This window comes from Propioniciclava sinopodophylli (genome assembly GCF_004324755.1).
GTDB lineage: Bacteria > Actinomycetota > Actinomycetes > Propionibacteriales > Propionibacteriaceae > Propioniciclava > Propioniciclava sinopodophylli.
Genome location: NZ_SDMQ01000022.1, coordinates 1 through 22,548, shown reverse-complemented (window position 1 = coordinate 22,548; position 22,548 = coordinate 1). Strand labels below are relative to the sequence as shown.

The following is a 22,548-nucleotide window of genomic DNA, read 5'->3' as shown; positions in this document are numbered from 1 at the left end:
GGAGCGCGACTTCAGGCCGGCAGCGTGGGCGTACTTGTCCAGGGCTGCGACCTCGCTCTCGGAGAGACTCACACTCAACTTCACCTGACTCATGCGACCAGCCTACTACCAGACTTCCTACCACGGTGGCTTTACCGGATCTGCCGCCGATGGTGCGGTCGTTCGTACCACTGGTTTGACCGTCGTGTCGGGCCGCAGCATCGTGTATGACCAGTCTCGTGCCTGTCCTGTTCCCTGTCCTCATCGATGCTGCCACCGATCCGTTGGTGAAGGCGGTACGAGCGGGCCCGCAAGAACCTCGATCGGCACCCGAACTACATCCTGGCCGCCTACATGGCCTCCGGCACCTGACGGCGTGAGAGTCGCCGACCGGTCGGGTGCTCTCGTAGACTGCAGGCATACTACCGATGCCGATGGACGTGGAGCGCTTGCGCGAAGTGTGCCAGCGCTACGGCATCGTTCGCCTGGAGGTCTTCGGCTCCTCGGCCCGCGGCACGGCGGGTCCCGGCAGCGATATTGATCTGCTGTACACGTTGGCCCCGGGTGTTCGCCTGGGGTGGGAAATCGAAGACCTGGCCTCCGAGTTGGAGGCAGTCCTGGGCCGTCCCGTGGATCTGGTTTCTCGTCGGGCCTTGAACGCCCGGATTCGGGATCAGGTGTTGCAGGAAGCGCAGCCGTTCTATGCCGCGGCGTGAACTGCTCCTGATCGGCGAGATGATCGATGCCGCCGAGCAGGCCCAAAGCTTGGTATCAGCCGCACTGTCGAAGCGATCGTGGCTGACCGGCAGGTGCGTGATGCGCTGTTGTGGAACTTCACCGTTCTGGGTGAGGCCGCGGCGCAGCTTCCAGAGGAATTCAAGAAGTCGCATCCGAGCGTGAACTGGGCCAGGCCGAGCCAGCTGCGAAACAGGATCGTACACGGCTACTGGTCGATTGACCTCGAAATCCTGCACACGACCGCCAGCCACGACCTCTCAACATTCGTCGCCGAATTGAAGGTCGTCGTGGCCACCATCGAGTCGTAGCCGCGCTCCGCCGACTGGCACCCTCGGATGGCCCCCGCCACCGTCATCACCACCATCGCGCGTCGAGGGCGCACCCCTACAAACGCGCACGTCTGCGGCGTGCAGTGCGCCCGATCGTGCCGGTGAACGTTTGCGGCTCCGAGCGGAAACGGGGGCGATACATGTCAGTCGGTGAAGCCCATTTGCTGGTACGCCGACCGGCGCCTTGAGTACTGCGCATTGAGGACGGGGACTCTCGCATCGAGGTAGTCGTGTACGGCGACTTCGGTCTTGCCTTCGTGCCGGCGCAGCGCGCGGCCGACGGCTTGGATGAGCAGTCCGGGGTAGGAGATGGGCCCGGCGAGGAAGACGGTGTCGATGGCGGGTGCATCGAATCCTTCACCGCCGTAGGGGACGGTGGTCATGACCAGTAGCGGGTCGTCTGGTGAGGCGTCGGCGATCTTGGCTCGGATGGCGGCCAGTGCTTTGGCGCCGGTGCCGCCGCGCATGATCAGCACCTCTGTGTCGGGCAGCAGCCCGGCGAGCGCGGTGAGGTGGTCGCGGCGGCGGGACAGGACGAGGCACTTGCGGCCTTGGGCGAGTGCCGCAGCAATGTCGGCTGCGATCTGGCGGTTGCGTTCCGGGTCTTTGGCGAGCAGGCCGCCCAGTTGGGTGATTGCTCCGGGTGTGCTCAGGTCGAGGTCGTGTGGTCCGCGGTAGGCGGTGGAGTGGATGTGCAGCACGCGACGTGGTCCGTCGTAGGGGGTGACGAGGTTGGCTTCGTGGGGGAGCGTGTCGCGGATGGTGTGCCGGATGGGGCCGAGCTGCCAGTTGGTGACCTGCTCCAGTCCGTCCTTGCGTTCGGGTGTCGCCGTGAGGCCCAGCCACCAGGTGGCGCCGATCTGGGCTACGACGTTCTCGTAGGATCCGGCAGCGAGGTGGTGGCATTCGTCGACGATCACCTGGCCGTAGCCCTTGGTGAGCTCCCGGATGTCCTCGGGGCTGTGTCGCGCCAGGGACTGCAGGAGCATGATGTCGACCTGTCCGCGGGTCTTGGCTCGTCCGCCGCCCAGTTGGCCGGTCTTGATGCCGAGGAGGTTGCGGACCTGTTCGCGCCACTGTGAGGCAAGTGCTGTCTTGTTGATGAGCACGAGCGTGGAGACTGAGCGTTCGGCGATGATGGCGCAGGCCATCACCGTCTTGCCCGAGCCGGTCGGCGCATAAAGGACGCCGTCCTCGTGAGCCAGCAGCCTGTCGACGGCTGCTGCCTGCCGCTCGTCGAGTTCGCCGAGGAAGGACACGTCGAGTTCGTTGCCTTCGTTGCGGTTGTCCTCGCTGACCAGGTCACTTCCTGCTTGGGTGATCAGGTCGGCTGCTTGGTGGCGTAGCCCGCGCGGGAGGAGCAGGTCCCCGTTGACGGCGACGTCGAAGCCCTGGATGAAGCGGGGGATGTTCCAGGTCGACCGGCGGGCGCGTTGGGCCTCGTAGAACGCCGGGTTGTGGATGGTGGCCGCATGTCGTAAGGCTGCCGATAACTCAGGCGTCAGGTCCTCGTCATGGATCGTCAATTGCGCCGCCAGCGTCGCCCGGACGCGAGTCGGGGGGCTGGGGTGGATGGCGGTCGCGGGCGAGGTTTCCAGTCTGGTGACCTCGAGCCCGACGACGAGCCGCTCCATTCGGCCAGCTGCTGCTACTTCGCGGGGAGTCATCCGGTCCAGGCGTGACAGGTACTCCCACTGGTCGGGCCACGGCTCCCAGGTGGCCAGGTCCGCGAACAGGGTTGTGCCGCGTTTGGTACGGCGGTCGCCGTTCAGGGGTGCGGCGATCAGGTTCCCGACCCCGGACGAGCCGCTCGGGACGGTGTCCTGGTTCGGGAACAACCGGTCGTAGCTGGCCAGCGGCATCGATCCGCGCAACGCCATCGCCCGGTGGATGCAGGCGGTCCCCATCGCCCGGGCGTCTGCCGCGGGAACTGGGGAGGTGAAGAACGTCCACACGTGTGCGCCTCTGCCGGACTGGGAGATCTCCAGCCCGCAGGGGACACCGAGGGAGGCGGCGGCCTTGACGTACGCGTGCGCGTCCAGCATGGCCTGTGGACCGTCGAAGTCGGCGGCCAGCCACCAGCAGGTGCCGTCCGGCAGCAGAGGATACAGACCGATGAACAACTCATTGCCAGACCGCAGGTGCGCCTCGAGGACCTCGTTCGTCAACGGAAGCGGTCGACGATCCCACAACGAGCCCTTGCCGAACGAGTCCCGCACCGCCGGCGACCAGCCCTTCGTGCCTTTCCGCGGGTTCTCCCAGTATCGTGCGTACACGTCCCGGCGCGCCGCGAAGAGCTGCGCGTACAACGCCAGCTTCACTTCCGTCGGTGACGCGTTCGTCACCAAGCCTGGATCGGATGGGGCCAATGTCGGCTGGGATGGGGGTGGTTCCACCCCATCGGTCACCTTGAGCAGGTTCCTCAACCGCAGGTTCTCCACCCGAAGCGCCGTCAACTGGCGCTCCAGATCAGACCGGCGCGCCTGCGCTTCACCAAACCGGGAGACCGACATCACAGTCAGTCCCGGTCGCTCTCACTGGCGCCTGCGCTCCCAACAGAGCGTGTGTCCTTGAGTTGCCTGTCGACATGCGTGGGCTCGCCGAGCGCGGCGTCACCCACGGCCCGCTCGTCGCCGATTGCGGCTGATTGATGAAGGAGGACGCGCTGCCTGATGCGGCTCATGATGGAGGGAACGTCGTGGATCATGGTCTCGCGGATGATGGTGGTGTCGACTAGCAGGTAGCCGTGCGCAATGCGGTTCCGCATGCCCCACATGAGCGGCCAGACCTCGCCGAAGATGCCCTCCCGCTCGTCGGAGTCGATCGCGGCGAGCGCCTCGATCCCAGCGGACAAGCGCATGCACACCGCGTCGATGACCAGACGCTCTTCAAGGCCCTGCTCGGCGTGGGTCTGCATGATCTCGAAGTGCGCCAACGCGTCTTGAAGGATCTCGATCGTGGTCCGGCTCACAGTGCCACGGCCTCGGCCAGGATCCGGTCGCGTAGCTCGGGCCGCAGCACCGAGTCGGGCACGACATCCACCGGGCAACCCACCACTCGGCTTACGGCGCGCTCCAGGACGCCGAGTTGTATCAAGCTGAGGGGTCGTTCCATGGTGAACAGCAAGTCGATGTCGGAATCCTCCCGATCCTCCCCAGTGGCGACCGACCCGAACACTCGGACGTTGCTGCCACCAGCCTCAGCCACCAGACGCTTCACCTCGGCGGCGTGCTTACGCAGCCGACGCCCCAGCGAGGATGTCCCATGGAAGCGAAGCAGACGGGACACCTCGGGCTGGCTGCGGCCGATCTCGGCGGCGATCTGCGTCTGGGTCATTCCCGCTGCGGCCGCCTGCCGCACAGCCCGGACCAGTTCGGCGCGCGCACGCGAGATTCGGTAGTCGGCGTCGCGGGCTACCTCTGCCAGACTGCTCGTCATGGCCTCATTATAGCAACGACTATACGTACTGAGTGTCCGCGGTCCGTGCCCAGGCGGCTCACGCAACCCCCCGGCGGACTGTTGAGTTCAGGGATGGAGTAGCGCCCGATTGAGATGGGCGCACGCGAAAGGCCTTGTCAGGGCCAGGGTGGGGCGACAGGTCGGCGAGCAATCTCGGTGCCCCAGATAAGCCCCAAGTGGTGCCCGGGGCCCAAGGGGGCACCGCGTCGTCCCTTGTCAGTGGGGGGTTACGCACGTGACTTGCCGCAGGTTCGAGTCCTGTCGCCCCGACCAAACACCCCCTCACGGAGCCGGCGACCCCGGCGGATCGCTCCTGATGGGTGGCCCGGTCGGCGCCCCCGTCGGCTCAGGCGCCGATCTCGCCGAGCAGCAGCCAGGCGAGCCCCTCGTGGCCGGGTTGCTGTCCGCCAGCGTGGTCGGCCAGCAGCAGGGCACTCCCCCGCTCGGCGGCGGCGGCGGCGACCGCCTTGGCCGGCCAGCCCTCGGGCACGAACCGCAGCAGCGCGACCAGCAGGCCGGCGTCCGCCTCGGACAGCCCCACCGGCAGCCCCGGCAGGACGCCGTCGCCGAACCGGTGCGCGATGCCGTGCACGCGCGGGCCGAACAGGTCGGCGTCCGCGTTGCGCAGCAGCGCCGCCTCGAACGCCGCCTCGGGCGTCGTGGCCCGCGCGAACACGCGCGTGAGGTCAAGTGGTGGCAGGCCCATCCGCAGGGTGGCGAGCCAGCAGCGGGTCGCGACCATGCCGAGTCCGACCTCCGGGTCGGCGCCCAGGACGGCGTCGCACGCCGCCTCCAGCAACGCCTCGTCGTGGCTCTCGACAGCGACGACGGCGGCGATGGCGGGCCCGAACAGGTCGCCGCGCGCCAGCCAGTCCTCGCGCTCGAGCCAGTCGAGGGTGGCCTCCGGGTCGATGACCGCCCGCCGCGCAAGCGCCGCCGCAATGACCGCCCCGGAGGCCGATGAGACGCCCGAGGGCCGCCGCGACTTCAGTGCCGCCACCAGCCCGGCGAGGAAGGGCTCCAGCGGCGGCACGAACGTGGCCGTGAGGCGCTGCACGCCCCGAACGCCGTGGACGGCCACCTCCTGGTGCCCAGCCTCCCCGGCCAGGACGCTGGTGGTGTCCTCGGTCGTCATCCGGACGCCCGGGCCCGGCACGATCGCCTGGTCGGGGGTCTCGAAGCGCAGGTCGTCGCCGGGCGCGACCACCAGCTCCGGCAGCCACCCGGGCAGCACCGCCCGCACCGCGGCGAGGTCGGTGACCTCCTCGAACTCCAGCGTGGTCTGGTGCCGGCCGAACGGGCGCAGCGAACCGGCCGGGTTGGCGAGGTGGAACAGCGCGAGGCCATCGCCGAGGGCGTCCCCCCGGCGGTCGAGCGGGGTGAACGCGCGCAGGCCGGACGCCGTGCGCAGGAATCCCTGCCGCACGCGGACGAGCAGGGCCGGGCCCGGGGCGTCCCGCGGCGCGAGGACCACGAAGCCCTCGGTGTCGGACGTCCAGGCCCAGCCGGTCCACGCGTCGTGGACGGTCACGACCATCCCCAGCGGCGGCAGCGCCTGCTCTGAGGAGTCGGTGTTGTCGAGGGAGACGACGGTCGTCCAGCCCTCGGGGTCGGGCACGTGCCGCAGCCGCACGGTGCCGTGCTCGACGGCGGTGATGCGCGCCTCGGACTCGTCCGGCTCCCAGCCCTCGACGGGCTCACCGGGGAGCCCGAAGACCAGTTCGGCGACCGACTGGCCGGCCCGCCGCAGGAGCAGGCCGCGCCCGCCCCCGGTCACCGCGCAGTCGAATCCCCAGCTCACGATCCCGGCACCTCCACCACGCCCACCGAGCCGGCGGGCTGGCAGGTTCCGCACCAGTAGAGATTGCGCCCGGCCAGGTCGGTCCTGAGCACGGGCGTCCCACACAGGTGACAGGGCAGTTCGGCGCGGCGGTAGACGTACACCTCGCCGCCGTGGCGGTCCACGCGCGGGTCGCGCCCCGTCGCCTCGGGGGTGTGGTCGGGCGCGACGGTGTCGATGCGCCCCACCTCCACGGCCGCGCGCATGAGGGCGACGAGGTCGTCCCACAGGGCGTCGAAGACCGGCCGGGGCAGCTCACGGCCGGGCAGCATCGGGTCGATCCGGTGCCGGTGGAGCACCTCGGCGCGGAAGATGTTGCCGACGCCCGCGAAGGCTTTCTGGTCCATCAGCAGCGCGGCGATGGGCTTGCGCGAGCGGGAGATGACGGTCCACGCGCGGCCCGGGTCTGCGTCGTCCCGGATGGGGTCGGGGCCGGAGTCGGCGATCACGGCGGCCCGCTCGTCGGGGGTGATGAGCCGGCACCACTGGGGGCCGCGCAGGTCGGCCGCCGTCCGCCCGTCGGTGATCCGTAGCCGGAGGGTGGCGGGGTTGGGTGCCGGGAAGTCGGTGTTGAACCGGAACTTGCCGATGAGCCCGAGGTGGATCCACACGGTGCCGGGGTCGAAGTCGACCAGGAGGTGCTTGCCGACCGAGTCGGCGCCCACCAGCGGCTGCCCGTCGAGCAGGGCGGCGGCCTCGGCGAAGCGCCCCTGCGGCGAGGTGACCTGCACCGGCCGGGACCCGAACTCGGCGGTGAGGGCGCGGGCGAGTCGGTGCGTGACGTGTCCCTCCGGCATGGCCGGGAGTGTAGTCGCCCCTATGATCGGGTCCGTGGCCGATCACACCCCCCAGCGGGCCGCCCCGAAGCGCCTCGAGAGCTGGCGCAAGCGTTACGGGCTCGTCTCGGACATCCTCACGCCCCAACGCATCGGCCTGGTGCTGCTCGTGGCGGTGCTGCTCGTGGCCGGGCTGCTGGGTGGCTGGCAGGACGCCCTGACCGGCGACGAGGAGACCCTGCCGACGAGCACCCCCTCGGCGACCGCGACGGCGGCCCCCTTCACCCTGGTCGTGAAGAAGGCCTTCTCCGGCGACGAGCTCAAGCCGGCCGCGTACCCGAGCGAGGGCGTCCGGTACCTGTTCATCACCGTGGACGTCACCAACGCGTCCGACGCCCCGACGTTCTCCAGCATCCTGAGCCAGGCAGCGACTGTCGACGTCCCGGGCGTCGCCAAGGGCGTCGATCCCCGCGTCGTCCGGGTGCTCGACGGCCAGGGCGCGCGCTCCTTCTCCCCGGACGTCGTCGTGCCCGTCGTCCTGATCTGGGAGCAGGACGCCGCGCAGCCGGCCCCCACGTCGGTCACCCTCACCATGAGCGGGCACACCTTCCGGGTCAGCACCATGGATTCCAGCAAGGAGTGGCGCGATCCCGAGCCCGCCTGGACCGTCACCCTGCCCGTCGAGGAGGTGCCCGCCTCATGATGTCCCGCAACGCGTGGCTCACCGCCGCCCTCGTCATCCTCGCCCTGTTCGTCGGCTCCGTGCTGGACACCCGCCTGCCCAAGCCCGACCCCGCCGAGGCCGACCCGTTCCTGCGCCCCGGCGTCGTCGGGCAGGCCGTCGAACTGCGCAACGGCGTCGTCACCGCCACCGACGTACGCGTCGGCACCGAGATCCGCTCCATCGGCGCCATCACCGCGACCACCGGCCGCTGGCTGGTCGTCGACTACGTGTTCGAGGCGCGCGGTGAGGCGCAGTTCAAGGCACCGGCCACCCTGCGCCTGCGCGCGGCCGACGGCCGCCTCTACGGCGAGACGCCGGGCGCGACCGCGGCGTGCGGGCCCGCGCAGCCCGGCATCCCGTTGGCGTGCTCGGTGCCGTTCGAGGTGCCGGTGGACGCCATCGAGGGGGCCCACCTGCTGGTGCCGGCCGAGGTCCACATCGACCTGACGGACGACGTCGCCGACATCGACCTCGGGCTCACCGCCGAGCGGGCGGCAGAGCTGGCTGCCGCGGAGGGCCGCGTCGAGTTGGCCGAACCGACCACGGTGGGGGGCTGAGATGGACACCTGGTGGAGGCGCAACCGCTTCTGGTTGGCCCTGCTGCTCCCGATGCTGGCTCTCGCAATCGCCGCCAGTTCCTTCCGGCTGGTCACGCTCTACCGGCCGTGGCAGTGGTCCGAACGCATCGTCGCGGGCGGCCCGACCGGCACCCTGCGTCAGGAGTTCCTCGGGACCGACGACCTCCGGCGCGATCGCGAGGTCACCGTGACGGTGGACGCCCTCGCCGCCGTCCCCACGCTGGGCCAGGACGCCGCGGCCCCGGGGGCGACGCTGTGGCGGGTCGACCTGACGCTGGAGGCCGATCCCGACCAGATCCTCGACGGGTGCACCGTCGAGATCGTGGGCCCCGACGGCACGCGGTACGCCACGAACGAGGCCGGCAAGGTGCCCGCGGACGCCCAGGACCCGTACTGGCGTGCGACGCGAGCGCTGTGCGTCCCCGAGGACGCCCCCGGCCCGACGCTGTTCCTGGACGAGCTCATCCCGCCCGAGCGCCCGCGCCCGGCCACGTGGTCGATGGTCGCCGCGGCCGCCATCCCGGACGGGGTCACCCCGTCCGTCGTCCGCATCATGTGGGACAGGCCGACCTACCTGGAGCTGGACACCCCGGCCTCCTGAAGCCGCTGCTGCCCCACCACGACGGCGTTCACCGCGCTGCCGATGAGCGCCAGCGTGACGATGAAGGACACGCACCGCTGCGCCATCATCACGTACGGCGACAGGGCGTACTGGCGCCACATCTCCCCCGGGCCGACCACCGCGCGCAGGACGGCCTCCATGCCGAACTCGATCCGGTTGGCCACCAGGAACACGACGCAGAACAGCACCATGGGCAGGATGCCGGCGGCCGCGATCTTGCCGATGGCCGTCAGCGCCGACTGGATGGGGGTGGTCACCGGCTCGGCGACGTGGGCGACCGCGCGCCGGACGGGGTCGGGTACCTTCTCGATGCGCCGCACGACGTCCTCGTGCGTGGGCACCTCGAGCGCCTTGCCGGCCAGTTGGTGTCCGTAGACGGTTGCACCGATGGCGAGCCAGGCCACGGGGACGAGCAGGATGCCGCCGAGGCTGCCCAGGAAGCCGCCGATGACGTCGAGGAAGCCCAGGGCGAGGTCGCTGATGCCCTCCAGCCAGGCGCGGAAGCCCTCCCAGGCCTCGAACAGGAAGGCGACCGCCCGCCGGGAGGACACCCAGTCGGTCAACTGCTCCACGTTGTTGGTCAACTGGTTGGCCAGCGTCATGACCCACAGCACCTCGACGTAGACGGCGACGGCCGCCCAGGCAAGGTGCTTCTTCGTCAGCTCGCGCACGGTGATGATCTTGCGGATGGCCAGGGCGCCCAACACGAGCGCGGCCAGCCCCCAGCCCGACGCATAGTCGGCGCGGCCGAAGTTGATGCTCTGGAGGTTGGTGTTCAGCCACTCGTCGGCGGTGGAGTCGTAGAGGAAGACGCGAACGTCCTCGCGCAGCATCCCGGCGGAGGCGTACACCGCCAGGAACGGCAGCAGCACCTGTCCAGCGACGGTCAGGTCGCTGCGGATGCGGGCCCCCAGTCCCATGCCGTCGAACAGGTTGCGGAACGCCGGCAACGACGTCGCCGACACCCTCAGCATCAGCACCATCGACAGCAGCGTGCTCATCGGTGCCAGCGGCAGCAGCAGGACGCCGACGGTGGGGCTCGCGTTCGAGGCGACCGTCGCCAGCCACAGGAACCCCATGCGGCCCGCCCAGCCGGCCAGGAACAGGCAGACGAGCGCCGGCCAGTGCTGCACGAGCACGCGGCCGGCGTCGACGAAGAGTCGCCCGAACGAGCGGAGGGCTTCCGTGAGGGGGTTCACGGGCAGCAGACTACTTCCGGTGCTCCTCCTCGTACGCATCGAGCATCGCGATGCGGCGCATGTGGCGCGGGTCCTCGGAGAACGGCGTCTCAAGGAACACCTTCGCCATGTCGAGGGCCTCGGCGAGGCTCTGCATGCGGCCGCCCAGCGACAGCACGTTCGCGTTGTTGTGCTCGCGGGTCAGGCGCGCCATGACCGTGTTGTAGGCCAGGCCCGCGCGGATGCCCTTCACCTTGTTCGCCGCGATCTGCTCACCGTTGCCGGAACCGCCGAGCACGATGCCGAGCGAGTCCGGGTCGGCGGCGACGGCCTCGGCGGCCGGCAGCACGAACGTCGGGTAGTCGTCCTGGGGGTCGTAGGTGGCCGCACCGTGGTCGATCACCTCGTACCCCAGCGCCTTCAGTTCCTTGACGAGGTACTGCTTGAGTTCGAAGGCCGCATGGTCGGTGGCAATGTGAACGCGCATGGCCCCAGTGTGGCCCACACGGGCGGCCGCTGGCGCAGGATCAGTCGAAGATCGGCCCGACGGTCCGGGTGCGCTTCAGCTCGAAGAAGCCCTCGTACGCCGTCACCTTGGCGAAGCCGTCGAACAGGTTGCCGGCCTCCTCACCCTTCGGGGCGGGCGAGATGACGGGGCCGAAAAGCGCCTTGCCGTTGAGGTGGATCACCGGGGTGCCGACCTCGTCGCCCACGGCGTCCATGCCGGCGTGGTGGCTGGCCCGCAGCGCCTCGTCGTGGGCGTCCGTCTCGCCGAGGTCGGCCAGGCCGACCGGCAGGCCGACGTCGGACAGCGCGCCCTCGATGGTCCCGCGGGTCTTCGGCTCCCCGCCCGGGTGGAAGCGGGTGCCGATGGCGGTGTAGAAGTCGCGCAGGGCCTTCTGGCCGTGCTCGCGCTCGACGCCCAGGGCGACGCGGACGGCGGCCCAGCCCTCGTCCATGGCCTGCTGGTAGCCCTCGTCGAGGTCGCGGCCGTCGTTGAGCACCGACAGGCTCATGATGTGGAAGTCGACCTGCACGTCGCGCACCTTCTCCACCTCGAGGAGCCAGCGGGACGTCATCCATGCCCAGGGGCACATGGGATCGAACCAGAGATCAACCTTCTGCGTCATGCGCGCCAGCGTAGTGGGCCGTGACCACACTGAAATGTTGGGGGCGGCGGGCGACACGCCTCCCCCGCTAGGGTTGGCGGTCGAGCCCAGCCGTCAGCCCGAGAAACGAGACCTCATGTTCCGCGCCAACATCACCCGCGACGAGGCCAGGACCCGGAGCGGCCAGCTCCGCGTGGACGCCTACGAGGTCACCGTCGACCTCACCGGGTCGAGCGACACCACCTTCACCTCGACCACCCGGGTGCGCTTCTCGTCGGTCCAGTGCGTGGCCAACGCCAACGTGATCGCCGACGAGGTCACCGCGACCCTCGACGGCGAGGCCCTCGCGGCCGAGGCGTTCGACGGCGAGCACCTCACCCTCGACCTGTCCGAGGGCGACCACGTGCTCGAGGTCACCGGCACCATGCGCTACTCCCGCACCGGCGAGGGGCTGCACCGCTTCGTCGACCCGACCGACGACCGCGTCTACCTCTACTCGCAGTTCGAGGTCGCGGACGCGCGCCGCATGTTTGCCACGTTCGAGCAGCCCGACCTGAAGGCGACCTTCCAGTTCACCGTGCTGGCCCCGCAGGAGTGGACCGTCCTGTCCAACTCCCCCGCCGTCACCCCGACCGCCGTCGACGACCGCTCGGCGATGTGGGAGTTCGCACCCACCCCGCGGATGTCGACCTACATCACCGCCCTGTGCGCGGGCGAGTTCCACTCGGTCTTCGACGTCTACACCCGCGAGGACGGCTCGGAGATCCCCCTGTCGGTGCACGTGCGCCAGTCGCTGGCCGAGCACCTGGACTCCGACCGCATCCTGGAGACCACCCGCCGCGGCTTCGCCGTGTTCGAGCGCCACTTCGGCCAGCCGTACCCCTTCGAGGACTACGCGCAGGTGTTCGTGCCCGAGTTCAACTTCGGCGCGATGGAGAACGCCGGCTGCATCACCTTCCGCGACGAATACATCTTCCGCTCGCGCCAGACCGTGGCCGCCTACGAGGGCCGCGACAACACGATCCTGCACGAGATGGCCCACATGTGGTTCGGCGATCTGGTGACCATGACGTGGTGGGACGACCTGTGGCTGAACGAGTCCTTCGCCGAGTGGGCCTCCCACTTCGCGCAGGAGGAGATCCGCAACGAGTACGCCGACCGCGCCGACCCCTGGGCGACCTTCTGCAACAGCCGCAAGACGTGGGCCTACCGCCAGGACCAGCTTCCCTCGACCCACCCGATCGCGGCCGACATGTACGACCTCGAGGCGGTCGAGCTCAACTTCGACGGCATCACCTACGCCAAGGGCGCCTCGGCGCTGCGCCAGCTCGTGGCCTTCGTCGGCAAGGAAGACTTCCTCGCCGGCGTCCGTACCTACTTCGCCGAGCACGCCTGGGGCAACACCCAGCTCGACGACCTGTTGGGTCACCTGGAGGACGCCTCGGGCCGCGACCTGTCCTTCTTCACCACCCAGTGGCTGCAGACCGCCGGCGTCAACACGCTGGCCGCCGACTGGGACGCCGACGGCGACACCTTCACCCGCTTCGGCATCAAGCAGTGGGCCTCCGCGCAGTGGCCGACCCTGCGCCGCCACCGCGTCGCGGTGGGCTTCTACAACGTCGTCGACGGCGCGCTGACCCGCACCGACCGCTTCGAGTTCGACATCGACGGCGACTACACCGAGGTGCCCGAGATCGTCGGACGCGAGCGCCCCGACCTACTGCTGCTCAACGACGACGACCTCACCTACGCCAAGATCCGCCTCGACGCGCGGTCACTTGAGACGCTCGTCGCCAACGTGCATCGCCTCGACGACCCGCTGGCCCGCGCCCTGGCGTGGGGCGCCACGTGGGACCTGACCCGCGACGGCGAGATGGCGACCGCCGACTACGTCGACCTCGTCCTGCGCGGCGTGGGCGTCGAGACCGACCTGACCGCCGTGGCGGCGCTGCTGCTGCAGGCCCGCACCGCCATCGACTACTACGCTCCGCGCGGCGACCGCCGGGCGCTGGCCGACCGCTTCACCGCCGGCCTGGCCCAGCTGCTCAAGGACGCCGAGCCAGGATCGGACCACCAGCTCGCGCTCGCCCGCGCGCTCGCCCTGTCGATCAACGACGAGGTCGGCGCGGCCGTCCTGCGCGCGTGGCTCGACGGCGAGGAGGTGCCCGAGGGCCTCTCGGTCGATGCCGACCTGCGCTGGCGCCTGCTCACCGAACTCGCCCGCGTGGGAGCGGCCAGCGAGGCGGACATCGCCGCCGAGGCCGAGCGCGACCGCACGGCGACCGGCGCGGAGAAGGCCGCCGGCGCGCGCGCCGCCATGGCCGATGCCGACGCGAAGGCCGAGGCGTGGGCCGCGGCCACCGAGCGCGAGACGCCGAACGAGACGCACTTCCAGGTGTGCAGCCAGTTCTGGCAGGTCGACCAGGACGAGCTGCTGGCCCCCTACGCCGACCGCTACCTCGCGGTCGTGGACGCCATCGGCTCCGGCGAGGGGCGCTGGGCGACGACGTCCACGACGATCCGCCAGCACGTGCTCGGGCTGCTGTTCCCCCGCCCGCTGGCCGACCGCGCGTTCATCGAGAAACTGGACGCCTTCCTCGCCGACCGCCAGCTGCCGGATTCGGTCCGCCGCCTGGTGATCGAGCGGCGCGACGACGCCGTCCGGGCCCTGAACAACCAGGAGCGCTGAGCCCATGGCCACGGTGCGGGAGGTGACGGGGTGGCTCGAGGCCGCCTACCCCCCGCACCTGGCCGAGGACTGGGACCGCGTCGGCCTCGCCGTCGGTGACCCCGACGCCGAGGTCACCCACATCCACCTCGCCGTGGACATCACCGACGCCGTGATCGCCGAGGCGGCCGAGGTCGGCGCCCAGTTGCTCGTGACGCACCACCCGCTCCTGCTGCGCGGCATCCACGCCGTACGCACCGACCAGCCGAAGGGACGCCTCGTCGCGGCCCTGCTCCGCGGCGGCATCGCCCAGTTCGCGGCGCACACCAACGCCGACTCCGCCCCCGAGGGCGTGGCCCAAGCGCTGGCGTCCGCGTGCGGGCTGGTGGACCAGAGGCCCCTGCGTCCCGTCCCGACCGCACCGCTCGACAAGGTCGTCACGTTCGTCCCGACCGCGGACGCCGAGGACGTCATCGACGCCCTCGCCGCGGCGGGGGCCGGCGCGATCGGCGACTACGACCGCTGCGCCTTCACCGCGACCGGGACGGGCACGTTCCGCCCGCTGGCCGGCGCCAACCCGACCATCGGCAGCGTGGGCGCGATCGAGCGCATCGAGGAGGTCCGCATCGAGATGGTGCTCCCCCGCGCGCGCCGTGCGGCCGTGCTGGCCGCGCTGCGGGCGGCGCACCCCTACGAGGAGCCCGCGTTCGACGTGTTGGAGCTGGCGGCCGAGGCGTCCGCCAACGGCCTGGGCCGCATCGGCCGGCTGGCCGAGCCGCTCACCGCGCGGGAGTTCGCCCGCCGGGTGGCGGCGGCGGTGCCCGAGACCGCCGGGGGCGTGAAGCTGGGCGGGGACCCCGAACGCCTGCTGCGTGACGTCGCCGTGGTCGGCGGGGCCGGCGACTCAATGCTGGACGCCGTGCGCGCGGCCGGCGTGGACGCCTACGTCACCGGGGACCTGCGCCACCACGCGGCGCAGGACTTCCTGGCGCACGACGACGCGCCGGTGCTGGTGGACGTGCCGCACTGGGCGGCCGAGTGGACCTGGTTGCCGCTGGCCCAGCGGGTGCTCGACCGCGCTGCCGCGGACGCCGGTGTCCGGGTCAGGTCGACGCTGTCACGGATCGTCACCGATCCGTGGGGCGAGCGGCACTAGGCGCGCTCGAGCTCCTTGCCCTGCGACTTCTTCAGCCAGTGCGGGCCCATGAACAGGACGGTCACGACGGCGGCGATGGCCGCCGGGATGCCCACGGTGATCAGGCCGATGTCCAGGACGCTCGGCTCGACGACGTCCGGCCAGCCCGGGAGGCTCTCGAGGACGGGGATCAGGGCGAGATGCGACATGGCGGAAATGGTAGCGGACAACTGGGGTAGATTGACTGCCGCAGTGAGCGGCTAAGGAGCAGCCTGGTGAGTGCAGACGGTGGGGCCCGGGTCATCTGGGACAGCGACGACGTGAATCGGGCGTTGAAGCGCATCGCCCACCAGGTCCTGGAGAGCAACCGCGGCCCCGACGGGCTGGTGCTGCTGGGCATCCGCACCCGGGGCGTCCCGCTGGCACAGCGGCTGGGCGAGCTGATCGCGGACGCCGAGGGCGGCGAGGTGCCCGTGGGCGAGCTCGACATCACGATGTACCGCGACGACCTGCGCTCCAACCCGACCCGCGCGGTCGGCCCCACCCGCATCCCGGTCCCCCTCGACGGGAAGACCGTCGTGCTGGTCGACGACGTGCTGTTCTCCGGGCGCACGATCGCGGCCGCGATGGACGCCCTCAAGGACCTCGGCCGGCCGCGCGCCGTCCGGTTGGCGGTGCTCATCGACCGCGGGCACCGCGACCTGCCCATCCAGGCGGACCACGTCGGGAAGGACCTGCCGACGAGCTCCGCCGAGCACGTGCGCGTCGCCCTGGCCGAGATCGACGGCGAGGACCTGGTCACCCTCAGCCAGTCCAAGGAGGCCTGATGCGCCATCTGCTGAGCGCCGCCGACCTGTCCGAGTCCGAGGCGCGGTCGATCCTCGACGTCGCCGAGGAGATGCACGAGGTGCAGCGGCGTCCGATCAAGAAGCTGCCCGCGCTGCGGGGCCGCACGATCATCAACATGTTCTTCGAGGACTCCACCCGCACGCGCACCTCGTTCGAGATCGCCGGCAAGTGGATGAGCGCCGACACCATCAACGTGTCCGGCAAGGGCTCCTCGGTCAGCAAGGGCGAGTCGCTGCGCGACACCCTCCTCACCCTCGACGCGATGGGCGTGGACGCCTTCGTCATCCGACACGCGAGTTCCGGCGCGGTCGCGCAGGCGGCCGGGTGGGTCCGCGCCAGCGTGATCAACGCCGGTGACGGCCAGCACGAGCACCCCACCCAGGCACTCCTGGACGCGTACACGATGCGCCAGCACTTCCGCGACAACAAGCTGTCCGACTCCTTCGTCGGCAAGCGGATCGCCATCGTCGGCGACCTGCTCCACTCGCGCGTCGTGCGCTCCAACGTGCTGCTCCAGGACACCCTCGGCGGCCAGGTCACCCTGGTCGCTCCCCCGACGCTGCTGCCGTCCGGGGTGGACGCGTGGGGCGTCCGGGTCACGCAGGACCTGGACGAGGCGTTGGAGTCGGCCGACATCGTGATGATGCTGCGCGTGCAGCGCGAGCGGATGGCCGGGGGCTTCTTCCCGACCGCCCGCGAGTACGCCGCGGGCTACGGGCTGACCGCCGAGCGGCTGGCGCGGCTGAAGCCGACCGCGGCGATCTTGCACCCGGGGCCGATGAACCGGGGCGTCGAGATCAGCAGCGAGGCCGCGGATGCCGCGAACTCGCGGGTGCTGGACCAGGTGTCGGCCGGTGTGGCCGTCCGGATGAGCGTGCTGTACCACCTGCTGGGTGGAGAGGGAGGCAACTGATGTCGGACGCCAATCCCCTGGTCCTGACCGGGGTCGAGCTGGTCGACGGGTCGTCCACCGACCTCGCGATCGCGAGGGGCAGGTTCGTCGACGTGGCGGACGCCCCGGGCGACGCACAGCGCATCGACGCCTCCGGTCTGCTGGCACTGCCCGGGCTGGTCGACCTGCACACGCACCTGCGCGAGCCCGGCAAAGAGGACGCCGAGACCGTCGAGACCGGCACCCGGGCCGCCGCGCGCGGCGGGTACACCGCGGTGTTCGCCATGCCCAACCTCGACCCGACGACCGACACCGCCGAGGCGGCCCAGTACGTCGCCGAGCTCGGCCTGCGCGACGGTCACTGCGAGGTCGTGCCGATCGGCGCGGTCACCAAGGGCCGCGAGGGCGCCGAGCTGGCGGAGCTGGGGCTGATGGCCGCCCAGGGCGTCCGGGTGTTCTCCGACGACGGCGCCTGCGTGCACGACTCGCTCATCATGCGCCGCGCCCTGACCTACCTGAAGCCCTATGACGGCGTCGTCGCCCAGCACGCGCAGGACCCGCGCCTGGCGGGTCCGTCGGCGTGTTGCCACGAGGGTGAGGTGTCCGGACGCCTCGGGCTGCCTGGGTGGCCCAGCGTGGCCGAATCGACGATCATCGCCCGCGACGTGCAGCTGGCCGAGTTCACCGGCGGCCGCTACCACGCCTGCCACATCTCCACCGCCGAGTCGGTCGACGTGATCCGCTGGGCCAAGAAGCGTGGCAGGGCGCAGGTGACCGCCGAGGTCACCCCGCACCACCTGCTGCTCGACACCCCGCACGTCGAGACCTACGACACCACCTTCAAGGTCAACCCGCCGCTGCGCCCCTCGGAGCACATCGAGGCCCTGCGCGAGGCGCTGGCCGACGGCACCATCGACATCGTCGGCACCGACCACGCCCCGCACACCGTCCAGGACAAGGACCACCCCTTCGACGTCGCCTCCCCCGGCATGCTCGGGCTGGAGGAGTCGCTGGCGGTCGTCATGGAGGTCATGGTGCACAGCGGACGCCTCGACTGGGCCGGCGTCGCCGACCGGATGTCCGCCGCCCCGGCCCGCATCGGGCGCCTGGCGCACCAGGGGCGTCCGGTCGCCGTGGGCGAGCCGGCGAACCTCGTGCTGCTCGACCGGTCACGCCGGGCGATGGTCGACCGGGCGCGCTCGGCGTCCAAGGCGCGCAACAACCCGTACCACGGCCTCGACCTGCCCGACCCGGTCGAGCTGACCATGTGGGCCGGGAAGGTGACCTTCCGCCGCTGACACCCGTGAGGTCGGCCGCAGGACAAACACGAGCGTGCGCAGTCGGCCGTCATCACGACCTGCAAACATTGTTGGCCGCAGCAGGAGCTGGGTTCGTTCGGTCTCACCTTCCAGACTGGCGAGCTCCCGGCGTGTCCACCCGCGTCCTACAGCTGCCCCCGCCGTGGACGATGGCAGAATCTGGCGAATGACGACTCGCCGCGGCCCGGTCCTGGCCGCCGTCCTGTCTTGGTGGACCGTAGCCCTCGAGGGGTTCGACCTGGTGACGTTCGGCGCCATCATCCCTACGTTGCTCGAGACGGGTTACCTGGGCATGGGGGTGGCCGAGACCACGTTCATCGCCACCGTGTCCCTGCTCGGCGTGGGGATCGGTGCCAGCGGCATCGGCCCGGTGGCCGACCTGCTCGGCCGCCGCGTCGGGCTGATCGGCTCGGTCGCCCTGTTCACAGTCTTCACCCTGCTCCAGCCGCTGTCCCCCAGCGCGGCGGTGTTCGCGGGCCTACGCTTCGTCGCCGGCCTGGGGCTCGGTGCCTGCATGCCGGTGGCGCTGGCGACCATGGCCGAGGTGACACCGCCCCGGCACCGGGCAAGGTCGGCCACCATCACGATGACCGGCTACCACGTGGGTGCGGTTGCGACCTCGCTGGCAACCCTGGCGGTGCTGCCGCACTGGCAGTGGCTCTTCTGGATCGGCGGGGCCCTCGGCCTGGTGCTCCTGCCGTTGCTGTGGTTGGCGCTGCCCGAATCGCGGCCCGCCGGGGCTCGCAGCGTCCCACGAGTCCCACTGTCCGCCCTCGTCCGGGCCCCATACCTGCGCCCCGGCATCGGCCTGTGGGTGGGCTCCTTCATGGGGCTGCTGCTCGTCTACGGCCTGCTGACCTGGCTGCCCCAGATCATGCGCGCGGCGGGCTACTCGCTGGCCTCCTCGCTGGGGATGTTGCTCATCATGAACGTGGGTGCCGTCGTGGGCCTGCTGCTGGCCGGATGGGTCGCCGACGCCCGGGGCATCAAGCCAGCCACCCTCGTGTGGTACGTCGTGGCCGCAGTCTTCCTGGCGTTGCTGTCGGTGCCCATGACCAACACCTTGCTGCTGAACGCCGTGGTCTTCGTCGCCGGCGTTTTCGTCTTCAGCGCCCAAGTGTTGATCTATGCGCTGGCCGCGCACTTGCACCCCCGCGACGTCCGAGCCACAGCCCTGGGCCTCACGGCCGGCATCGGTCGCCTCGGCGCCATCCTCGGTCCGCTGCTGACCGGCAGCTTGGTCTCGGCCGGGCTCGGCCACCCATGGGGCTTCTACGTCTTCGCCCTCGTCGCGCTCCTTGCCGTCGCCGCCATCGCCCTGGTGCCCCGGAATCCACCCGTGATCGAGAACTGAGCTCCGCCACGTGGTGCGGTTCGAGGCGGCGTGTCAGGCGGCCTTGGCCTCGAGCTCCTTGGCCAGGGCGAGGATGGACGCCCGAGCGGCCGGGTCGGGGATCTTGAGGTAGTCGCAGACCTTGTCCACCGACTCCTCCAGCGTGCCCTCGCCCAGGCCGGACACGGCCGCGGCGTTGGCGTCCTGGAACGGCGCACCCACGCCGCGCAGGTGGAGCGTCCACGCCGCGACCGCGCGCTCGGCTCCGATCGGCTCGCCGCCGGCCGCGCGGTCGGCGTTGAGGGCCGGCACGATGCGGATCGAGATCTTGACCGAGCCGTCTGCCGCGATGCGGGCCAGCTGGTCCTTCATGCGGGGGTTGCCGAAGCGCTCCAGCAGGGCCTCTCGGTAGTCGGCGACCTCCTGGGCGGACAGCGGCAGGTGCTCGGCGGCGACGTCCCACCAGTCGTTGACCCAGCCGTTGACCACCGGGTCGGAGATGGCCTCGTAGACGGTCGTGCGCCCGGCGATCGTCGCGGCATAGGCCATGAGCGAGTGGGAGCCGTTGAGCAGCCACAGCTTGCGCAGCTCGTGCGGGGTGATGTCGTCGACGAAGTTGGCTCCGGCGTCCTCCCAGCGGGGGCGTCCGGCCTTGAAGTCACCCGCGATGACCCACTCGGTGAAGGGCTCGGTGGCGACGGCGGCCGGGTCCTCGACGCCGGTGTCGTCGGTGATGGCCTGGACGGCCTCCTCGGAGATCGACGGGGTGATGCGGTCGACCATCGTGGTGGCGAAGCCGACGTTCTCCGCCACCCACTCGGCCAGCGACGGATCGGCCAGAGCGGCGACGTCGCGGACGACGTGGGCGACCATGTCGCCGTTGTCGGGCACGTTGTCGCAGGGGCAGAAGGTGATGGGGCCCGCGCCGGCCTCGCGGCGGACGATCAGGCCGGCGGCGAACTTGCCGGGGGCGGTCTTCACGTCGGTGAGGTTGCCGGCCTTGATGGCCTCGATGTCGGCCTGCACGGCCGGGTTGTCGGCATCCAGCCCGCCGCCGGGCTTGGGCAGGTAGCCGGCCTCGGTGATGGTCGAGGTGACGATCGCCAGCTCGGGGCTGCGGAAGTACTCGAGCAGCTGCTCGACGTCGGTACCCGAGTGCGTGGCCGACAGGGAGCTGATCACCTGGTATTCGTTGCCCTCGGGGTTCTGGACCACGAGCGTGTAGAGGTTGTCCTGCTCCTGCAGGGTGGGGACGACGCCCAGGGATCGGCCGGTGAACGCGGCGATGCCCCACTCGGCGGCGTCCGGGGCACGGTCGGTGTACATCGCCTGGTGCGCCCGGAAGAAGTTGCCGAGGCCGAGGTGGACGATGCGCACGGGAGCGGCGGGACGTCCGTCCTGCGCGCGAGAGAGTCGACGAGCCACGAGAGAGTTCCTTTCGAGCGGCACTGGCCGGGGTGTTCCGTGTCATTCGACCCTAGTTCTCAGGCCGTCCACCGGGCGACGAGTGGCCCGAAGTTGCCACGATGGGCTCCGCCGATTCCCTCCTGACCGATGACCTCCCGGTCTAGGCTGGCCCCAACCCGACACGACCCAGGAGGCACCGTGACCACCGACGTCAGTCCTTCGCGCACCCTCGAGGCCGTCACGATCGGCGGCCCGCACCAGACGGTCTCCGACGCCGAGCTGGACGCCTTCGTCGCCGAGCAGTTCCAGCGCGTCGACTTCGACGGCAAGAACGTCGTCCTCGTCGTGCCGGACGCCACGCGCAGCTGCCCGCTCCGGCTGATGGTCGGCACGGCGCACAAGTACCTCATCGACCGCGTCGCCTCGCTGACCTGTGTCATCGCGCTGGGCACCCACTCCTACATGGAGCCCGACGAGATCGACGCCTGGTTCGGCATCGGCGAGGGCGAGACCCTGGCGTCGGTCTACCCCGGCATGAAGGTCGTCAACCATGAGTTCCTCGACCCCGAGAAGATCGTCAACATCGGCACGTTGACGGCCGCCCAGATCAAGGAGCTGTCGAACGGCTCCATGGAAGAGGACGTCGTCGTCGAGATGAACCGCTACGTCGTCGAGGCGGACATCAACCTGGTCATCGGCCCGGTGTTCCCGCACGAGGTCGTCGGCATCTCGGGCGGCAACAAGTACTTCATCCCCGGCTGCTCGACCCACGACGCCATCGACCTGTCCCACTGGGTCGGCGCGCTCATCGGCGTCGAGGACATGATCGGCTCCCCGGGCGTCACCCCGGTGCGCAAGATCATCAACGCCGGCGTCGACCTCATCCCCAACGACAAGTACGCGCTGTGCATCGTCGTCCAGTCGGGCACGGGCGAGCTCGAGTCGGCCACCTTCGGCGACTCCGAGTCGTCGTGGGCGGACGCCGCGGACATCGCCGCCGAGAGCCACGTCGTCTACGTGGACGAGCCCTTCACCAAGGTGCTCGCGATGATGCCGACCCGCTACGACGACATCTGGACCGCGGCCAAGGGCTGCTACAAGATGCAGCCGGCCATGGCCGACGGCGGCGAGGTCATCATCTACGCGCCGCACGTCACCGAGGTCTCCGAGCAGCACCCCGAGATCTACGACATCGGCTACCACTCGATCCCCTACTTCACCAAGCAGTGGGACCGGTTCTCCGACGTGCCCAAGGGCGTCCTGGCCCACTCGACGCACGTGCGCGGCGCGGGCGACTACGACCCCGAGACGGGCGTGGAGACCAACCGCATCAAGGTCACGCTGTGCACGCAGATCCCCGAGGAGGTCTGCCGTTCGGTGAACCTCGGCCATCTCCCGCTGGACGCCGTGGACGTCGAGGAGTGGAAGAAGGACCCGAGCGTCTACGTCCAGGAGAACGCCGGCGAGGTGCTCTACCGGCTGCGCCGCTAGGGCGTGTCTCGTTACCCTGCAGGGGCTTCTCGGGCAGGGTGAGGTCCCGTGAGTCGGATGCCGGTGTTGACCGATGAGGACTGGGCTCGGTTGGCGCCGTTGATGCCCCGAGCCGGTGCCAG

Annotated in this window: 22 protein-coding genes and 1 tRNA gene; 13 read left to right on the top strand and 10 right to left on the bottom strand. The window is 70.4% G+C overall.

All coding sequences use genetic code 11. The features are described 5' to 3' along the window. The first annotated feature begins 413 nt into the window (after positions 1–413). Entirely contained in the window at positions 414–695 is a 282-nt protein-coding gene (locus ET989_RS14335; protein WP_206662391.1) for a nucleotidyltransferase family protein, read from the top strand. A gap of 54 nt (positions 696–749) precedes the next feature. Further along, a complete protein-coding gene (locus tag ET989_RS14330; RefSeq protein WP_277751378.1) occupies positions 750–1,025 on the top strand; it encodes a HepT-like ribonuclease domain-containing protein in 276 nt (91 codons plus the stop codon). Positions 1,026–1,189: 164 nt separating this feature from the next. Here ET989_RS14330 and ET989_RS14325 read toward each other — a convergent pair whose 3' ends face one another. From ET989_RS14325 to ET989_RS14315, 3 genes are all read right to left on the bottom strand, one after another. Next, positions 1,190–3,391, bottom strand: coding sequence for a DEAD/DEAH box helicase (locus ET989_RS14325; protein ID WP_206662389.1), 2,202 nt, complete (start codon positions 3,389–3,391; stop codon positions 1,190–1,192). Positions 3,392–3,564: 173 nt separating this feature from the next. Continuing rightward, positions 3,565–4,017 (bottom strand): HepT-like ribonuclease domain-containing protein, encoded by a 453-nt coding sequence (locus ET989_RS14320; protein ID WP_131170171.1) that lies wholly within the window; start codon positions 4,015–4,017, stop codon positions 3,565–3,567. Beyond that, positions 4,014–4,484, bottom strand: a complete 471-nt coding sequence (locus tag ET989_RS14315; protein WP_131170169.1) for a nucleotidyltransferase family protein — start codon at positions 4,482–4,484, stop codon at positions 4,014–4,016. The genes ET989_RS14320 and ET989_RS14315 overlap by 4 nt, the downstream gene beginning before the upstream one ends. Before the next feature lie 205 nt (positions 4,485–4,689). Between ET989_RS14315 and ET989_RS15080 the strand changes: the two genes are divergently transcribed. Beyond that, positions 4,690–4,778, top strand: a tRNA-Thr gene (locus ET989_RS15080). A gap of 73 nt (positions 4,779–4,851) precedes the next feature. Here ET989_RS15080 and ET989_RS14310 read toward each other — a convergent pair. Next, positions 4,852–6,306 carry a hypothetical protein gene (locus ET989_RS14310; protein ID WP_131170167.1) on the bottom strand — a complete coding sequence of 485 codons (1,455 nt, stop codon included), beginning with the start codon at positions 6,304–6,306 and terminating at the stop codon, positions 4,852–4,854. Then, entirely contained in the window at positions 6,303–7,142 is an 840-nt protein-coding gene (locus ET989_RS14305) for an Fpg/Nei family DNA glycosylase (protein WP_131170165.1), read from the bottom strand. The genes ET989_RS14310 and ET989_RS14305 overlap by 4 nt, the downstream gene beginning before the upstream one ends. A 34-nt stretch (positions 7,143–7,176) precedes the next feature. Here ET989_RS14305 and ET989_RS14300 point away from each other — a divergent pair, with 34 nt between their 5' ends. The 3 genes from ET989_RS14300 to ET989_RS14290 are packed head-to-tail and all read left to right on the top strand — an operon-like array spanning position 7,177 to position 9,024. After that, the gene (locus ET989_RS14300; protein WP_131170163.1) at positions 7,177–7,824 is read left to right on the top strand and encodes a hypothetical protein; all 648 of its coding nucleotides are present in this window, start codon (positions 7,177–7,179) and stop codon (positions 7,822–7,824) included. Beyond that, positions 7,821–8,402, top strand: a complete 582-nt coding sequence (locus ET989_RS14295; RefSeq protein WP_131170161.1) for a hypothetical protein — start codon at positions 7,821–7,823, stop codon at positions 8,400–8,402. The genes ET989_RS14300 and ET989_RS14295 overlap by 4 nt, the downstream gene beginning before the upstream one ends. A gap of 1 nt (position 8,403) precedes the next feature. After that, positions 8,404–9,024 carry a hypothetical protein gene (locus ET989_RS14290; RefSeq protein ID WP_131170159.1) on the top strand — a complete coding sequence of 207 codons (621 nt, stop codon included), beginning with the start codon at positions 8,404–8,406 and terminating at the stop codon, positions 9,022–9,024. Here ET989_RS14290 and ET989_RS14285 read toward each other — a convergent pair. Genes ET989_RS14285 through ET989_RS14275 form a run of 3 tightly spaced genes read right to left on the bottom strand, consistent with a single transcriptional unit; the run spans position 8,994 to position 11,353 of the window. Continuing rightward, entirely contained in the window at positions 8,994–10,244 is a 1,251-nt protein-coding gene (locus ET989_RS14285) for a hypothetical protein (protein ID WP_131170157.1), read from the bottom strand. The genes ET989_RS14290 and ET989_RS14285 overlap by 31 nt on opposite strands. Positions 10,245–10,254: 10 nt before the next feature. Then, entirely contained in the window at positions 10,255–10,710 is a 456-nt protein-coding gene (locus ET989_RS14280; protein WP_131170155.1) for a ribose-5-phosphate isomerase, read from the bottom strand. A 40-nt stretch (positions 10,711–10,750) separates the two neighbouring features. Then, positions 10,751–11,353: a mycothiol-dependent nitroreductase Rv2466c family protein gene (locus ET989_RS14275; RefSeq protein WP_131170153.1), complete on the bottom strand. Its 603-nt coding sequence runs from the start codon at positions 11,351–11,353 to the stop codon at positions 10,751–10,753. A 115-nt stretch (positions 11,354–11,468) separates the two neighbouring features. Between ET989_RS14275 and pepN the strand changes: the two genes are divergently transcribed. Together pepN and ET989_RS14265 are read left to right on the top strand one after the other, a co-directional pair. Further along, on the top strand, positions 11,469–14,021 hold the full coding sequence (gene pepN / locus ET989_RS14270) for an aminopeptidase N (protein WP_131170151.1): 2,553 nt from the start codon (positions 11,469–11,471) through the stop codon (positions 14,019–14,021). A 4-nt stretch (positions 14,022–14,025) separates the two neighbouring features. Next, positions 14,026–15,156 (top strand): Nif3-like dinuclear metal center hexameric protein, encoded by a 1,131-nt coding sequence (locus ET989_RS14265; RefSeq protein WP_131170149.1) that lies wholly within the window; start codon positions 14,026–14,028, stop codon positions 15,154–15,156. Here the strand turns inward: ET989_RS14265 and ET989_RS14260 are convergent. After that, positions 15,153–15,344, bottom strand: a complete 192-nt coding sequence (locus ET989_RS14260; protein WP_131170146.1) for a hypothetical protein — start codon at positions 15,342–15,344, stop codon at positions 15,153–15,155. The two genes, ET989_RS14265 and ET989_RS14260, sit on opposite strands and share 4 nt — an antisense overlap. Positions 15,345–15,410: 66 nt before the next feature. Between ET989_RS14260 and pyrR the strand changes: the two genes are divergently transcribed. The 4 genes from pyrR to ET989_RS14240 all read left to right on the top strand — a co-directional run bounded on the left by pyrR (position 15,411) and on the right by ET989_RS14240 (position 19,549). Beyond that, positions 15,411–15,962: a bifunctional pyr operon transcriptional regulator/uracil phosphoribosyltransferase PyrR gene (pyrR, locus tag ET989_RS14255; RefSeq protein ID WP_277751377.1), complete on the top strand. Its 552-nt coding sequence runs from the start codon at positions 15,411–15,413 to the stop codon at positions 15,960–15,962. Next, on the top strand, positions 15,962–16,897 hold the full coding sequence (locus tag ET989_RS14250; RefSeq protein ID WP_131170144.1) for an aspartate carbamoyltransferase catalytic subunit: 936 nt from the start codon (positions 15,962–15,964) through the stop codon (positions 16,895–16,897). The genes pyrR and ET989_RS14250 overlap by 1 nt, the downstream gene beginning before the upstream one ends. Further along, positions 16,897–18,174 (top strand): dihydroorotase, encoded by a 1,278-nt coding sequence (locus tag ET989_RS14245; RefSeq protein WP_131170141.1) that lies wholly within the window; start codon positions 16,897–16,899, stop codon positions 18,172–18,174. Before ET989_RS14250 ends, ET989_RS14245 begins: the two co-directional genes overlap by 1 nt. A 187-nt stretch (positions 18,175–18,361) precedes the next feature. Next, on the top strand, positions 18,362–19,549 hold the full coding sequence (locus ET989_RS14240) for an MFS transporter (RefSeq protein ID WP_131170140.1): 1,188 nt from the start codon (positions 18,362–18,364) through the stop codon (positions 19,547–19,549). 33 nt (positions 19,550–19,582) lie between these two features. Here ET989_RS14240 and ET989_RS14235 read toward each other — a convergent pair whose 3' ends face one another. Further along, positions 19,583–20,953: a mannitol dehydrogenase family protein gene (locus ET989_RS14235; RefSeq protein WP_241656371.1), complete on the bottom strand. Its 1,371-nt coding sequence runs from the start codon at positions 20,951–20,953 to the stop codon at positions 19,583–19,585. 180 nt (positions 20,954–21,133) lie between these two features. On the opposite strand from ET989_RS14235, the gene ET989_RS14230 reads away from it, so the two are divergent. Beyond that, on the top strand, positions 21,134–22,426 hold the full coding sequence (locus tag ET989_RS14230) for a lactate racemase domain-containing protein (RefSeq protein WP_241656370.1): 1,293 nt from the start codon (positions 21,134–21,136) through the stop codon (positions 22,424–22,426). Positions 22,427–22,548: the final 122 nt, after the last annotated feature.

Coding starts and splice junctions, on each gene's coding strand:
- ET989_RS14260 (WP_131170146.1), bottom strand. CDS start 15,344: ATGTCGCATCTCGCCCTGATCCCCGTCCTCGAGAGCCTCCCGGGCTGG.
- ET989_RS14240 (WP_131170140.1), top strand. CDS start 18,362: ATGACGACTCGCCGCGGCCCGGTCCTGGCCGCCGTCCTGTCTTGGTGG.
- ET989_RS14305 (WP_131170165.1), bottom strand. CDS start 7,142: ATGCCGGAGGGACACGTCACGCACCGACTCGCCCGCGCCCTCACCGCC.
- ET989_RS14245 (WP_131170141.1), top strand. CDS start 16,897: ATGTCGGACGCCAATCCCCTGGTCCTGACCGGGGTCGAGCTGGTCGAC.
- ET989_RS14275 (WP_131170153.1), bottom strand. CDS start 11,353: ATGACGCAGAAGGTTGATCTCTGGTTCGATCCCATGTGCCCCTGGGCA.
- ET989_RS14290 (WP_131170159.1), top strand. CDS start 8,404: ATGGACACCTGGTGGAGGCGCAACCGCTTCTGGTTGGCCCTGCTGCTC.
- ET989_RS14250 (WP_131170144.1), top strand. CDS start 15,962: ATGCGCCATCTGCTGAGCGCCGCCGACCTGTCCGAGTCCGAGGCGCGG.
- ET989_RS14295 (WP_131170161.1), top strand. CDS start 7,821: ATGATGTCCCGCAACGCGTGGCTCACCGCCGCCCTCGTCATCCTCGCC.
- ET989_RS14335 (WP_206662391.1), top strand. CDS start 414: ATGGACGTGGAGCGCTTGCGCGAAGTGTGCCAGCGCTACGGCATCGTT.
- pepN (WP_131170151.1), top strand. CDS start 11,469: ATGTTCCGCGCCAACATCACCCGCGACGAGGCCAGGACCCGGAGCGGC.
- ET989_RS14265 (WP_131170149.1), top strand. CDS start 14,026: ATGGCCACGGTGCGGGAGGTGACGGGGTGGCTCGAGGCCGCCTACCCC.
- ET989_RS14315 (WP_131170169.1), bottom strand. CDS start 4,484: ATGACGAGCAGTCTGGCAGAGGTAGCCCGCGACGCCGACTACCGAATC.
- ET989_RS14280 (WP_131170155.1), bottom strand. CDS start 10,710: ATGCGCGTTCACATTGCCACCGACCATGCGGCCTTCGAACTCAAGCAG.